We start from the raw sequence: 12,731 nt of genomic DNA on the forward strand, positions 1-12,731 counted from the left end.
TCCACGGCCGTTCCTCCCCGAGATCCCCATCCCGCCGGAAGGAACCCATGCCATGGACCACCGCCGCTTCAACCTCAGCCGACTTATCGACTCGGACACCCCTTTCGCCCTCCTCCGCCGTCGTACCCCGGGCCGCGACCACGACACCGTCGAGGTCCTGACCGGCCCGGTGCGCGAGGCGCAGCGGCTCTCGGAGCTGCCCGACACCGGCCATCCCCTCCTCGCCCTCGTCCCCTTCCGGCAGATCCGCGAGCGCGGCTTCGAGGTGACGGACGACGCCACGCCGCTGTCGTATCTGATCGCGCACGAGTCGTACGAGATGAGCCTGGCCGAGGCGCTCGATCAGCTGCCCGCGCAGGATGTACAGGTGCGCGGCGGTGGCTTCGACATCGACGACGAGACGTATGCCGGGATCGTGGAGCGGGTGATCCGGGACGAGATCGGGCAGGGCGAAGGCGCGAACTTCGTGATCCGGCGGACCTACGAGGGGGAGATCGAGGGGTTCTCGCGGGCGGACGCGCTGGCGCTGTTCCGGCGGCTGCTGGACGGGGAGAGGGGCGCGTACTGGACGTTCGTCGTGCACACGGGAGACCGGACGCTGGTAGGCGCGAGCCCCGAGGTCCACGTCCGCATGAGCGGCGGCACGGTCGTGATGAACCCGATCTCCGGCACCTACCGCTACCCTGCCGAGGGCCCGACGGCGGACGGTCTGCTCGGCTTCCTCGCCGACGCCAAGGAGCGCGCCGAGCTGTCGATGGTGGTCGACGAGGAGCTCAAGATGATGTGCACCGTCGGCGACCAGGGCGGGGTCGTCGTCGGACCGCGGCTCAAGGAGATGGCGCATCTCGCGCACACCGAGTACGAGCTGCGCGGGAAGTCCAGCCTGGATGTGCGCGAGGTGCTCAAGGAGACGATGTTCGCGGCGACCGTCACGGGCTCGCCGGTGGAGAACGCCTGCCGGGTCATCCGGCGGTACGAGGGCGGCGGCCGGGGCTACTACGCGGGAGCGCTCGCCCTGATCGGCCGGGACGCGGGCGGTGCGCAGACGCTCGACTCCCCCATCCTGATCCGCACCGCGGACATCGCGGCGGACGGCCGGCTTCGCGTGCCGGTCGGCGCCACGCTCGTACGGGACTCCGTGCCGGCGAACGAGGTGGCCGAGACGCATGCGAAGGCGGCCGGGATCCTGGCCGCGCTCGGGGTGCGGCCCGGGCGCCCGCGCACGGAGCGGGCGAAGCCGCGGCTCGGCGACGACCCCCGCGTACAGGAGGCGCTCGACTCGCGGCGCGGGGCGCTCGCGCCGTTCTGGCTGCGGATGCAGGAGCGGACCGATGAGCTCAGCGGGCACGCCCTGGTGATCGACGGCGAGGACACCTTCACCGCGATGCTCGCCCATGTGCTGCGCTCCTGCGGCCTGTCGGTCACGGTCCGGCGCTACGACGAGCCGGGACTGCGCGAGGCGGCGCTCGCGCACGAGGGGCCCATCTTCCTGGGGCCCGGCCCGGGCGACCCCTCGGACGCGGCCGACCCGAAGATGCGCTTCCTGCGCGCGCTGACCGCCGATCTCGTGCGCAACCACCGGCACGGGCTGCTGGGGGTCTGCCTCGGGCACGAGCTGCTCGCGGCCGAACTCGGCCTGCAGATCGTGCGCAAGCAGGTGCCGTACCAGGGGGCGCAGACGCGGATCGTGCTGTTCGGGCGGCCCGAGACGGTCGGCTACTACAACAGCTTCACCGCGGTGTGCGACGGCGAGACGGCGGCCGAGCTCGCGGCGCACGGGATCGAGGTGAGCCGCAGCTCGGGAACCGGCGAGGTGCACGCGCTGCGCGGGCCCGGGTTCGCGGGGGTGCAGTTCCATCCCGAGTCGGTCCTGACGTTGCGCGGGACCGCGGTGGTGCGGGAACTGATCGAGTCGGTGCGGTCCACGGTCCGGGTCTGAGGCTGCCCGCGGAGGGTCCGGGTCCCGGGGGCGGCCCGGCCCGGACCCCCGTATATTCGCGCATATCCGGCCAGAAGCCTCACCTTCTGGAAGTCCTGGGGAGCGTTGGGAGCAGTCGTGGAAATCCTGTCATTCGGCGTGCAGGCCGACGAGAAGCCGCTCATCGAGAAGGCCTTCGAAGGACACCACGAGGTCCGCTGCCTGGACGTGTTCCTCACCGAGGACACAGCGCCGATCGCTGCGGGTTACGAGATCATCACGGTCAGCGTCAACGCCAATGTCAGCAGCCGGGTCCTGCAGACCCTGGCCGCCGGCGGCACCCAGATGATCGCCACACGCTCCACCGGGTTCAACCACATCGACCTGGAGGTGGCCGAGCGCCTCGGCCTGACGGTCGCGCGGGTCTCGTACTACTCGCCGTTCTCGGTGGCCGAGTTCGCCTGGACCCTCGCGATGGCGGTCAACCGCCGGATCGTGCGCGCCTCCAACCGCACCCGTGACTTCGACTTCCGGCTCGACGGCCTGATGGGGCGCGACATGCGCGGCCGTACGGTCGGCGTGCTCGGCACCGGCAAGATCGGTGAGGCCTTCACCCGTATCGCCCACGGATTCGGCATGAATCTGCTGGGCTGGGACGTCGCCCAGAACCCGGCCTGTCTGGAACTCGGCATGAAGTACGTCGAGAAGGACCAGCTCTTCGCCGAGTCCGACCTGGTCAGCCTGCATGTGCCGCTGCTCCCGGCCACGCAGCACATCATCAACGCCGACGTGCTGCGCACCATGAAGGACGACGCGATCCTGGTGAACTCCAGCCGCGGCGGTCTCATCGACACGGAGGCCCTGGTCAACGAGCTGCGCCAGGGCCGCTTCACGGGGGTCGGGCTCGATGTGTACGAGGCCGAGGCGGGTCTGTTCTTCTTCGACAAGTCGATCCAGGGCGTCGAGGACGACGTCCTCGCACGGCTCCTGACGTTCCCGAACGTCGTGGTCACCTCGCACCAGGCGTACTACACGCTGGACGCGCTGAACCAGATCATCGAGACGACGCTGCAGAACGTGCTCGACTACAAGGCGGGCAGGCGCGGCGAGAACGTGCTGGTCCCGGCCGCGCCGAAGGCCGGGAGCTGAGGCTCCCGGCCCTGCGGGACGCTCATCGCAGCGCTCAGCCGAAGAAGACGCCGACCTCCTTGTAGAGCTCGGGGTCCACGGTCTTGAGCTTGGCCGTGGCCTGCGCGATCGGCACCCGCACGATGTCCGTGCCCTGCAGCGCGACCATCTTGCCGAAGTCGCCGTCGTGTACGGCCTCGATGGCGTGCAGTCCGAAGCGGGTGGCGAGCCAGCGGTCGAAGGCGCTCGGGGTGCCGCCGCGCTGGACGTGGCCGAGCACCGTGGTGCGGGACTCCTTGCCGGTGCGCCTCTCGATCTCCTTCGACAGCCACTCGCCGACGCCGGAGAGCCGGACGTGCCCGAACGAGTCGAGCGTGCCGTCCTTGAGGACCATCTCGCCGTCCTTGGGCATCGCGCCCTCGGCGACGACCACGATCGGGGCGTACGAGGCCTTGAAGCGCGAGGTGACCCAGGCGCAGACCTGGTCCACGTCGAAGCGCTGCTCGGGGATGAGGATGACGTTGGCGCCGCCCGCGAGCCCGGAGTGCAGGGCGATCCAGCCCGCGTGGCGGCCCATGACCTCGACGACGAGGACGCGCATGTGGGACTCGGCGGTGGTGTGCAGCCGGTCGATCGCCTCGGTCGCGATGCCGACGGCCGTGTCGAAGCCGAAGGTGTAGTCGGTGGCGGACAGATCGTTGTCGATGGTCTTCGGCACGCCGACGACCGGGATGCCGTACTCGTCGGTGAGTTTGGCGGCGACGCCGAGGGTGTCCTCGCCGCCGATCGCGATCAGTGAGTCCACCTCGTACTTGGCGAGGTTCTCCTTGATCCTGCGGATCCCGTTCTCCTCCTTGAACGGGTTCGTCCGCGAGGAGCCGAGGATGGTGCCGCCGCGGGGCAGGATGCCGCGCACGGCCGGGATGTCGAGCGGCACGGTGTCGCCTTCGAGCGGCCCGCGCCACCCGTCACGGAAGCCCACGAAGTCGTAGTCGTACTCCTGGACGCCCTTGCGGACGATGCCGCGGATGACGGCATTGAGCCCGGGGCAGTCTCCGCCACCGGTCAGCACGCCGATTTTCTTGGCCCCCATGGGGAAGTCCCTTCGCCGCGTTCGCTGTGTGACCCGTCACGCTAATGGTGATCCAGGTCACTTCACGGTGTCGAGGGCGCCAAATCCCTTGGAAAGCTTGGCAGTTGATCAGCGGCTTTCACTCGTACGAGGGGACGGCGTCGCCGCGTGAGCGCTCGGCCTCCCCGGTCAGAGCCGCCCGTCAGCGGGCACGACGGCTTCGCAGGCATCGCACAAGGCCAGAAGGATCCGCCTCGTCTCCCTGAGCGAGGCCGCGTTTCCGCAACGCTCGCATACGGAGGCGCTGAGCTCCTCGAAGGCGTCGGTGATCTCGTCAATACGGTGGTGTTCGGCGCGGCTCCAGTTGCCGCCGGGCTGCCAGGAGCCCGGGAGCGCCTGGTAGGCGAGACGCCCGAGCTTCTGCTTGACGGCGTTGAGTTGGTAGCCGGGAAACTCCGCGACCACCGCCTGATGACAACGGGCCACCAGGCCCACCCAGCCGGGGCCGATCTCCGGCCGGGCCCCCGGCGTCCGGAAGTGGGGGGCGAGAACCCGCTCCAAGGCCTCCCGCTCCGGACCGCTACTCGTCGTCAAGCCCGCGCTCTATCGCGTACCGCACCAGTTCCACGCGGTTGTGGAGCTGGAGTTTGCCCAGGGTGTTCTGGACGTGGTTCTGGACCGTGCGGTGGGAGATGACCAGGCGTTCGGCGATCTGCTTGTAGCTGAGGCCCTTGGCGACGAGGCGGAGTACTTCCGTTTCGCGGTCGGTGAGCTGGGGGGCCTTGGGCTCGTCGGGGGTCGACGGGGCGGGCTCGGAGGCGAGGCGGCGGTACTCGCCGAGGACCAGGCCCGCGAGGCCGGGTGTGAAGACCGGGTCGCCGACCGCGGTGCGGCGGACCGCGTCGATCAGCTCCTCCGTGGAGGCCGACTTCAGGAGGTAGCCCGTCGCGCCGGACTTGACCGCCTCCAGGACGTCCGCGTGCTCGCCCGAGGCGGACAGGACGAGGACGCGCAGCTTCGGGTTCGCGCCCACGAGTTCCTTGCAGACCTGGACGCCCGGCTTCAGGGGGAGGTTCAGGTCGAGGACCAGGACGTCCGGCGCCGCGGCCTTCGCGCGCCGTACCGCCTGTTCACCGTCGCCCGCCGTGGCCACCACGTCCAGGCCGGACTCGGCCAGGTCGCGGGCGACCGCGTCGCGCCACATCGGGTGGTCGTCGACCACCATCACCTTGATCGGCTGCTCACTCATCAACTCGCCTTCCCCCGTGGGACCTTCAGTTCAACTTCCGTGCCCTGCCCGGGCACCGAGATCAGTTCCGCCGTGCCGCCGATATCGCGCAGCCGGCCGCGGATCGACAGCGCCACACCGAGCCTGCCCTCCCCCTCGGCCTGCACGAGCCGCCCCTCCGGAATGCCGGGGCCGTCGTCGCGCACCGTCACGATCACCTCGTCCGTCCAGTCCTCGACGAGGATCCAGGCCCGCGCGCCCTCGCCCGCGTGCATCCGGACATTGTCCAGTGCGGCCCCGACGGCGGCCGCGAGCTCGCGCGCCGCGGGCGGCGGGAGCAGCACGGGCGCACCCGGTTCGGAGAGGGTGACACGGGAGCCTGCGTACGGGGAGAGCATCGTGCGGATGTCACGCGGAAGGTCGTCCGGATCCTCGTCGGGTTCCTCGACCATCCGGACAAATGCCCCCTGCTGCGCATCCTCGGAGACCCGCGATGCCGGGATGAGCCCGCCCGCGACCAGAGTGCGCAGCGCGACCTCCTGTTCGCCGGCCATCCGCCCGAGCTCGGCCGCCTCGCCGCCGAGCGCGGTGCCGCGGCGCTGGACCATGGCGAGGACCTGCAGGACGTTGTCGTGGATGTCGCGGGCGAGCCGCTCGCGTTCGCGGGTCGCGGCCTCGATCTCCAGCGCACGGGCGAGGGTGCGCTCGGAGGCCCGGGCGACCTCCACCACGTATCCGATCGCTATGGAGGCGACCCAGACGAGCAGGACGTTGTGCAGGGTGTCCTGGCTGGGGTGGCCGCGCTGGACGATGTTCGCGATGCCGACCAGGGCGGAGGCCACGGCCGCCCAGCGCCAGCCGCCCTTGAGCGCGTACGCGAGGACGGCGCCGGCGGTCCAGATGGACGGCAGCGTCGGGCCGTCCCCGGCGATCCGCTGCGCGGAGTCGGCCACCGGGGTGAGCAGGATGCCGGTCAGCGAGATGGTCAGGTCGACGAACAGGAACCGCTTGGTGCAGGCCGCGGCGTTCGCGACGAAGCGCAGGGTGGCGAGGGTCCACACGGCGAGCACCGTGAAGTAGACGATCGCGACCCAGGGCCGGTGGAACTTCTCGTACGCGGCCACGAAGAGCCCGATCGCGTACACCATCGTGCCGATGCGGTACGCGGTCAGAGCACGCCACAGCGGCAGCTCGACCGACATCCGCATCACACGTTCACGCTTGGCCATGTCCCCCGCCCCTTCGGTCCCCGCGCCCCGCCGGACCGTTCCTGCCCCTGGTCCGTCCCGGCCTATGCGGCCCGTTCGTCCTCGCCGGCCCGCTCGGCCTTCTGGTCCTTGCCGGCCTTCTCGGCCTTCGCGAGCTCGGCCTTCTGGTCCTTGCCGGCCTTCTCGGCCTTCGCGAGCTCGGCCTTCTCGGCCTTGGCGGCCTCCGCCTTCTTCTTGGCTTCGTCCGCGATCATCCGCTTGGCGGCCGTGGCGTAGATGTCCACGTACTCCTGGCCGGAGAGCTTCATGATTTCGTACATCACCTCGTCCGTCACCGAACGGAGGATGAACCGGTCGCTCTCCATGCCGTGATACCGGCTGAAGTCCAGCGGCTTGCCGATCCGGATGCCCGGGCGCATCAGCTTGGGCACCACCTTGCCGGGCGGCTGGATCTTCTCGGTGTCGATCATCGCGACGGGGATGACCGGAGCGCCGGTGGCCAGCGCCACCCGGGCGAGCCCGCCGGGCTTGCCGCGGTAGAGACGGCCGTCCGGGGAGCGGGTGCCCTCGGGGTAGATGCCGAAGAGCTCGCCGCGCTCCACGACCTCGATACCGCTCTTGATGGCCGCCTCACCGGCGCCGCGCGCACCCGAGCGGTCCACCGGGAGCTGGCCGACGCCCTTGAAGAAGGCGGCCGTGAGCTTGCCCTTCACGCCCGGGCTGTTGAAGTACTCGGCCTTCGCGATGAAGGTGACCTTGCGGTCGAGCACCGCGGGCAGGAAGAAGGAGTCCGAGAAGGACAGATGATTGCTCGCGAGGATCGCGGGACCCTCGGCGGGGATGTTCTCCAGACCCTCGACCCAGGGCCGGAAGACGGTCTTCAGACTCCCGCCGACGGTGAGCTTCATGAACCCGTAGATCAACGCAGGTGCCTTTCTCGTATCGTCACGTCGACCTTAACCCGTGCCGGGCCTGCGCTCCTTCCCGGGAACCCGTGGCCGCGGCGCCGCGGACGGGTCACAACGGCCCTGGTCGGTGTCGGTCCGGTCGCGTACCGTGAACGCAACTCCCGACCCGACTCCGGCGGCCCCGAGCCGGAGCCTGCCTCAAGAAGGAGACCGATGGTGCCGGTCCTCCCCGGAGCCGAGCCCTACCGCCATGAAGGCGGCGAGGTCGGCGTCCTGCTCTGCCACGGTTTCACCGGTTCCCCGCAGTCGCTGCGCCCGTGGGCGGAGCACTTGGCCGCGCGCGGCCTGACGGTGTCCCTGCCGCTGCTCCCCGGGCACGGCACGCGCTGGCAGGACCTGGCGCTGACCGGGTGGCAGGACTGGTACGCGGAGGTGGACCGCGAGCTGCGCGCCCTGAGCGAGCGGTGCTCGCAGGTCTTCGTGTTCGGCCTGTCGATGGGCGGCGCCCTGACGCTGCGGCTGGCGGCCAAGCACGGTGACGCGATCAGCGGCATCGTCCTGGTGAACCCGTTCAACAAGATGCACGACCCGATGGCCTTCGCCCTGCCGGTGGCCCGCCACTTCGTGCGCTCCACCAAGGGCGTCGTGAGCGATATCGCCAAGGAGGGCTCCGAGGAGCTCGGCTACACCCGCGTACCGCTGCACGCCGCGCACTCGCTGCGGCAGTTCTCGCGGGTCGTCGATGCCGAACTGCCGCAGGTCACCCAGCCGCTCCTGCTGCTGCACAGCCCGCAGGACCATGTCGTCGCGCCGGCCGACTCGGCGCGCATCCTGGGCCGGGTCTCGTCCACGGACGTCACCGAGATCCTGCTGGAACAGAGCTACCACGTGGCGACGTTGGACCATGACGCGGACCGGATCTTCGAGGAGAGCGTCTCCTTCGTCGACCGGCTCGCATCCGACGCGAAGGATTCCCGGGAAGGTACGACGGCCGGTGGCTGAGCACGAAGCGGCGGACCGCGACGAGAGCCGCGAGGAGCACGACGAGCAGGAGCAGCACGACGCGGCCCTGCGCGATCCGCTGGCCAAGTCCCCCGAGGCACCGGAGCAGAAGCCGGAGCCGCTGGACGAGGACGCCGCCTGGGCGGCGATCATCGCCGGATACGGGGAGCAGCCGGCCGATCCGCCGGGCGCCAAGCCCTTCAAGTCCGTGGAGGACCTCGCGGGCCTGGTCGCGGAGGCGGAGGAGGCCGAGCGCGGCCCCGCCAAGACCGGCTCGGACAAGCCCGTGGCCGGTTCGATCGTCTTCGCCCCGGGCGTGGGTCCGCGTGACTATGACGTGGCCGAGGCCTCGGAGGACGACCTCGACGAGAGCGACGAGGGCCACTTCGTACCGCCGGAGCCGCCGCCGCTGCCGGAGGCCGACACCACCGCCAAGTTCGCCTGGCTCGCAGTGGTCGGCGGCCCTCTCCTGATGCTGCTCGCCGTCCTGCTCGGCTGGCCGATGACATGGTGGCTCACCACCCTCGGCATCGGCGGCTTCCTGGGCGGCTTCGCCACGCTGGTGATGCGGATGGGCGACGGGGACGAGAACGACGAGGATCCGGGGCGCGGCGCGGTCGTCTGAGCGCCACCGATTGCACGAGGGCCCGTACCGGTTCATTCCGGGCGGGCCCTTCGCGTATCCGGACCGGATGGAACTAGATCGCGGCGTACGGCGAAGTACCGGTGAACAACAAGCCCGAGCCTTCGAGGCGTTCACCCGACGAGAGGAGCCCCGATGACCGTCGAACCGGGCGTCCGTACCCGCGAGGAGGCCACCCGCGAGGACAGTGACGCCCGCGTGATCGACCGGTCGCGGGATGAGCCCGAGCAGTTCGCCGTCCTCTTCGACCGGCATGCCGACGCGGTGCACCGCTATGCGGCACGCCGGCTCGGCACCGAGGCGGCGGAGGATCTGATGGCGGAGACCTTCACCACCGCGTTCCGGCTGCGGCACCGCTACGACCGGGAACGGTCCGATGCCCGGCCCTGGCTGTTCGGCATCGCGACCAATCTCATCGGCCGGCACAAGAGGGGCGAGGCACGCCGCTTCAAGGTGCTCTCCCTGCTGCCGGTCCCGGTGGAACCGGACGAAGCCGTGGACGACCGGGCGGTGGCGCGGGCCGGCGCGCACGGGGTGCGCCGCGAGCTCGCGGCGGCCCTCGCGGGCCTGTCCGGGCGCCACCGCGACGTGGTGCTCCTGATCGCGTGGGCCGGCCTCGATTACGAGGAGACGGCCCAGGCCCTGGGGATCCCGGTCGGCACCGTCAGATCACGGCTGCATCGAGCTCGCAGCACATTGCGCGAAGCACTGGGCGGATCCGATCCGACCGCTTTCCGGGAGGCACGCCCATGAAAGAGCAGACGCCCATGCAGGACGAACTCGACCGCTTGAGGGAGTGGCACGCCGACGCGCCCCCGCTCGACGAGGACACGCGCCATCGTGCGCGGGTGCGGCTCTTCGCCGCGATCAACGAACAGCCTTCCTCCGTACGTCCCTTGTGGCGACGGCCCGTGCTGCGGATCCTCGCCACAGGTGTCGTGACGGCGGCGGTGGCCGCCACGGTCCTGGTGTCCGTGGACAGCGGCCCGCAGGGCGGACCGCAGGCCAAGCCGCCGGCGAGCAGCGCGCCTCCGATGGCCAACGTCAGCGCCCAGACCGTGCTCAACGGTGCGGCCGCCTGGGAGCGCAAGCACGAGAAGCCGGCGGCTCCCCGGGACGACCAGTTCATCTACACCAAGGAGATCATCAAGGAGACCGACGACAAGACGGGCGAGACCAAGACCCACGTCGACGAGATCTGGCGCTCCGTGGACGGCTCCCAGCGCTCCTGGATCATGGAGATCGGCAAGGGCTGGTGGTCCGAACCGCTGAAGAAGAACGAGTCCGTCTGGCCTCCGCAGGACTGGGGCACGCTCGAGAAGCTCCCGACGGATCCCGAAAAGCTGATCCTCTCCAGGCTGTACAGGTCGAGCGCCGACGACAAGAACGACTCGCTGGACGGGATCACCGACGAGGAGTGGAGCTCGGTCCACTTCGATCTCGCCGGACTCCTCAAGCTCGTCCCGGTCATGCCGGAGGGCCTGCGCCCGGCCGCGTACGAGGCGCTCGGCATGATCCCCGGCGTGCGGACGGTCCCGGACCAGAGGGACGCCAAGGGCCGTACCGGTATCGCCATCACCTATGACGACCCGACCCTGCCCGAGGGCGTCGCCGGTTGGGGCGGCTACTTCATCTTCGACCCGGAGACCTACGAATTCCTGGGCTTCCGCGACGAGCGCACCTCGGGTGACGGCCCCGGTATGAAGCGCTACACCCAGCTCTCCTACCTGGACAGCTGGGCGATCACCGACAAGGCCAAGCAGCGCCCGTAGAGCTTTACCGAGTGGGGGGCACCCTGAGGGCGGCCAGGACCGGCAGATGGTCCGTGGCCGCCCTCAGGTCCGTCTCCGAGATGCCCGCGTGGCCCAACGGGACGCCGCAGCCGAGGACTTCGATACCGCGCGAGGCGAAGATCGCGTCGATCCGCTGGCGCGGCGTCTTCGGCTCCGAGGTGTACTCGCCGCCCCAGGGCTTCGTCGCCCAGCAGTCCTGGAGCGCACCCGCGAGCAGCCGGAACGTACGGCCGTTCGGCCGGTCGTTGAGGTCGCCGCCCGCCACCGTGTGCTCGACGCCCATGCCCGCGAGCCGGTCGAGCAGCATGCCGCCCTGGTCGTAGCGCTCGTCGGTCTGCAGGGACAGATGGCAGCTCAGAACGCCGAGCCTGGCGCCTGCGATCCGTACGACGGCCGTGGAGAAGCCGCGGCGGTGCAGCCCGGGCGTCAAGGGAAGCAGCACGTCCTCCGTGCGCTCGACCGTGACGCGCAGCGAGCACAGCAGCGCCGGGCCCGCGGCCGGTGCGCCGCCTCCGAGGATCACCAGGTCCGAGGCCTTGGCGAGGCGGGCGAGCTTCTTGTTCCAGCGGAAGAAGCGCGGGGCCTCCTGGATCAGGACGAGGTCGGGGTCGCAGGCGCTGATCACCCGGGCGAGCGCGGCGGTGTCGTCGCGCATCGAGCGGATGTTGTACGAGAGCACCCTGACGACGGCCGAACCGTCCGGTTCCGTACGGGAGTTGGGCAGCGAGATGGGCTGGTCCTGTCCGGTCACCGGGCCACGATATGACAGCGCCCGCCGGTCCTGTACGGAACACGGCGGGCGACGGTCACGGCATGTGGGTCACATGACCGGGTCGGGCTCCCTGGCCAGGTCGGCGGCGCCCACGAGGCCCGCCTTGTTGCCCAGCTGAGCGGCGATCACCTCGGCCTGCGGGCGCCAGTTGCCGCCCACGAGCCAGCGCTTGTACGACTTGCGGATGGGGTCGAGGACCAGCTCGCCCTCGTCCGAGAGACCGCCGCCGATGATGAACGCGGACGGGTCGAAGAGCGAGGCCAGGTCGGCCAGACCGGCGCCGGCCCAACGGGCCAGCTCACGGTAGGAGTCGACCGCGACCAGGTCGCCCTGGCGGGCGGCCATCGAGATGTGCTTGCCCTCGATGCCGTCCGGGGTGCCGTCGCCCAGGGAGAGCAGCAACTCGGCGTTCTCCGGGGTGGCGTTGGCGCGCTGCTTCGCGTACCGCACGAGGGCGCTGCCGGAGGCGTACTGCTCCCAGCAGCCCTGGCTGCCGCAGCCGCACAGAAGGCCGTCGGGGACCATCCGGATGTGGCCGAACTCGGCGGCCACGCCGAAGTGTCCGCGGCGCAGCTTGTTGCCGATGATGATGCCGCCGCCGAGGCCGGTGCCGAGGGTGATGCAGATGACGTTGCGATGCCCCTTGCCCGCACCGAACTTGTACTCGCCCCAGGCTGCGGCGTTCGCGTCGTTCTCCACCACCACGGGCAGGCCGACGCGGCCTTCGACCTTCTCCTTGAGCGTCTCGTGGCGCCAGTCGATGTTCGGCGCGAAGTAGACGGTGGAGCGCTGACGGTTGACGTAACCGGCCGCGCCGATGCCCACGCCCACGATCTCGTGGCCGGCTCGCGCGCCTTCCACGGCCGAGGCGATCGCGTCCACGATGGCCTCGGGCGTGCTGGGAGTCGGCACCTTGAAGGTGGAAAGGATCGTGCCTTCCTCGTCGACCACGCCGGCCGCGATCTTCGTGCCGCCGATGTCGACGCCGATGGTGAGTCCCATGTGTCCCTCAGTTTTCGGTCGAGCCCCGCTGCCGCCCAGCCTAACCGAGGGGAACGT

13 protein-coding genes are annotated in these 12,731 nt (G+C 70.3%); 6 read left to right on the top strand and 7 right to left on the bottom strand.

Annotated features, from left to right (window positions below; translation table 11 throughout):
• Positions 1-52: 52 nt before the first annotated feature.
• Together H9Y04_RS06695 and H9Y04_RS06700 are read left to right on the top strand one after the other, a co-directional pair.
• Positions 53-1,939, top strand: coding sequence for an anthranilate synthase family protein (locus H9Y04_RS06695; RefSeq protein WP_187812731.1), 1,887 nt, complete (start codon positions 53-55; stop codon positions 1,937-1,939).
• Positions 1,940-2,056: 117 nt separating this feature from the next.
• Positions 2,057-3,067 carry a 2-hydroxyacid dehydrogenase gene (locus tag H9Y04_RS06700; RefSeq protein ID WP_187812732.1) on the top strand — a complete coding sequence of 337 codons (1,011 nt, stop codon included), beginning with the start codon at positions 2,057-2,059 and terminating at the stop codon, positions 3,065-3,067.
• A 34-nt stretch (positions 3,068-3,101) separates the two neighbouring features.
• Here the strand turns inward: H9Y04_RS06700 and H9Y04_RS06705 are convergent, their stop codons facing one another.
• From H9Y04_RS06705 to H9Y04_RS06725, 5 genes are all read right to left on the bottom strand, one after another.
• The gene (locus tag H9Y04_RS06705; RefSeq protein WP_187812733.1) at positions 3,102-4,139 is read right to left on the bottom strand and encodes a 6-phosphofructokinase; all 1,038 of its coding nucleotides are present in this window, start codon (positions 4,137-4,139) and stop codon (positions 3,102-3,104) included.
• A 168-nt stretch (positions 4,140-4,307) separates the two neighbouring features.
• On the bottom strand, positions 4,308-4,712 hold the full coding sequence (locus tag H9Y04_RS06710; protein WP_187812734.1) for a hypothetical protein: 405 nt from the start codon (positions 4,710-4,712) through the stop codon (positions 4,308-4,310).
• The gene (locus H9Y04_RS06715; RefSeq protein WP_187812735.1) at positions 4,699-5,367 is read right to left on the bottom strand and encodes a response regulator; all 669 of its coding nucleotides are present in this window, start codon (positions 5,365-5,367) and stop codon (positions 4,699-4,701) included. The genes H9Y04_RS06710 and H9Y04_RS06715 overlap by 14 nt, the downstream gene beginning before the upstream one ends.
• Positions 5,367-6,575, bottom strand: a complete 1,209-nt coding sequence (gene macS / locus H9Y04_RS06720; protein WP_187812736.1) for a MacS family sensor histidine kinase — start codon at positions 6,573-6,575, stop codon at positions 5,367-5,369. Before macS ends, H9Y04_RS06715 begins: the two co-directional genes overlap by 1 nt.
• A 62-nt stretch (positions 6,576-6,637) precedes the next feature.
• Complete coding sequence (locus H9Y04_RS06725; protein ID WP_187812737.1) at positions 6,638-7,462, bottom strand: lysophospholipid acyltransferase family protein; 825 nt, start codon at positions 7,460-7,462, stop codon at positions 6,638-6,640.
• A 216-nt stretch (positions 7,463-7,678) separates the two neighbouring features.
• Between H9Y04_RS06725 and H9Y04_RS06730 the strand changes: the two genes are divergently transcribed.
• The 4 genes from H9Y04_RS06730 (at position 7,679) to H9Y04_RS06745 (ending at position 10,879) form a co-directional block, all read left to right on the top strand.
• Complete coding sequence (locus H9Y04_RS06730) at positions 7,679-8,464, top strand: alpha/beta hydrolase (protein ID WP_187813070.1); 786 nt, start codon at positions 7,679-7,681, stop codon at positions 8,462-8,464.
• Positions 8,457-9,089: a hypothetical protein gene (locus H9Y04_RS06735; protein WP_187812738.1), complete on the top strand. Its 633-nt coding sequence runs from the start codon at positions 8,457-8,459 to the stop codon at positions 9,087-9,089. Before H9Y04_RS06730 ends, H9Y04_RS06735 begins: the two co-directional genes overlap by 8 nt.
• A 153-nt stretch (positions 9,090-9,242) precedes the next feature.
• A complete protein-coding gene (locus H9Y04_RS06740; protein WP_187812739.1) occupies positions 9,243-9,860 on the top strand; it encodes an RNA polymerase sigma factor in 618 nt (205 codons plus the stop codon).
• Positions 9,857-10,879, top strand: coding sequence for a CU044_5270 family protein (locus H9Y04_RS06745; RefSeq protein ID WP_187812740.1), 1,023 nt, complete (start codon positions 9,857-9,859; stop codon positions 10,877-10,879). Before H9Y04_RS06740 ends, H9Y04_RS06745 begins: the two co-directional genes overlap by 4 nt.
• 4 nt (positions 10,880-10,883) lie before the next feature.
• On the opposite strand, the gene H9Y04_RS06750 is transcribed toward H9Y04_RS06745, so the two are convergent.
• Both H9Y04_RS06750 and H9Y04_RS06755 read right to left on the bottom strand, forming a co-directional pair.
• On the bottom strand, positions 10,884-11,651 hold the full coding sequence (locus tag H9Y04_RS06750) for an endonuclease/exonuclease/phosphatase family protein (RefSeq protein ID WP_187812741.1): 768 nt from the start codon (positions 11,649-11,651) through the stop codon (positions 10,884-10,886).
• A gap of 69 nt (positions 11,652-11,720) precedes the next feature.
• Positions 11,721-12,674, bottom strand: coding sequence for an ROK family glucokinase (locus H9Y04_RS06755; RefSeq protein ID WP_187812742.1), 954 nt, complete (start codon positions 12,672-12,674; stop codon positions 11,721-11,723).
• Positions 12,675-12,731 lie beyond the last annotated feature (57 nt).

The organism is Streptomyces polyasparticus (genome assembly GCF_014493765.1).
In the GTDB taxonomy this organism is placed as follows: domain Bacteria; phylum Actinomycetota; class Actinomycetes; order Streptomycetales; family Streptomycetaceae; genus Streptomyces; species Streptomyces polyasparticus.